Genomic DNA, 322 nt, shown 5'->3' on the forward strand with positions numbered 1-322 from the left:
GCGCAAGGACCACAACAAACAGATCGACTCCATCCGTTATAACCACCTGAACCTGCCGGCCCGTATCCACATCCTGGGCAAGGGAAATATTGCCTATCTCTATGATGCAGCCGGTATTAAACACCGCAAGGTGGTAACCGACAGCACGGCCAGCCCGGTGAAGGTGACCACGACTGATTACATCAGTGGCCAGGTCTACCAGCAGGACAGTCTGCAGTTTGCCTCGCACGAAGAAGGCCGCATCCGGGCCGTGTATGCGACCGGCCAGCCAGTGGAATACAGCTATGATTACTTCCTCAAGGACCACCTGGGCAACGTCCGC

General features: G+C 56.5%; 1 protein-coding gene. It reads left to right on the forward strand.

From position 1 onward, the window contains the following. On the forward strand, positions 1-322 hold a 322-nt coding region (locus R3I13_RS27005), incomplete at both ends, for a hypothetical protein (RefSeq protein WP_346321114.1).

The sequence above is a fragment of the Chitinophaga sp. YIM B06452 genome (genome assembly GCF_039655965.1).
Classification (GTDB): Bacteria; Bacteroidota; Bacteroidia; order Chitinophagales; family Chitinophagaceae; genus Chitinophaga.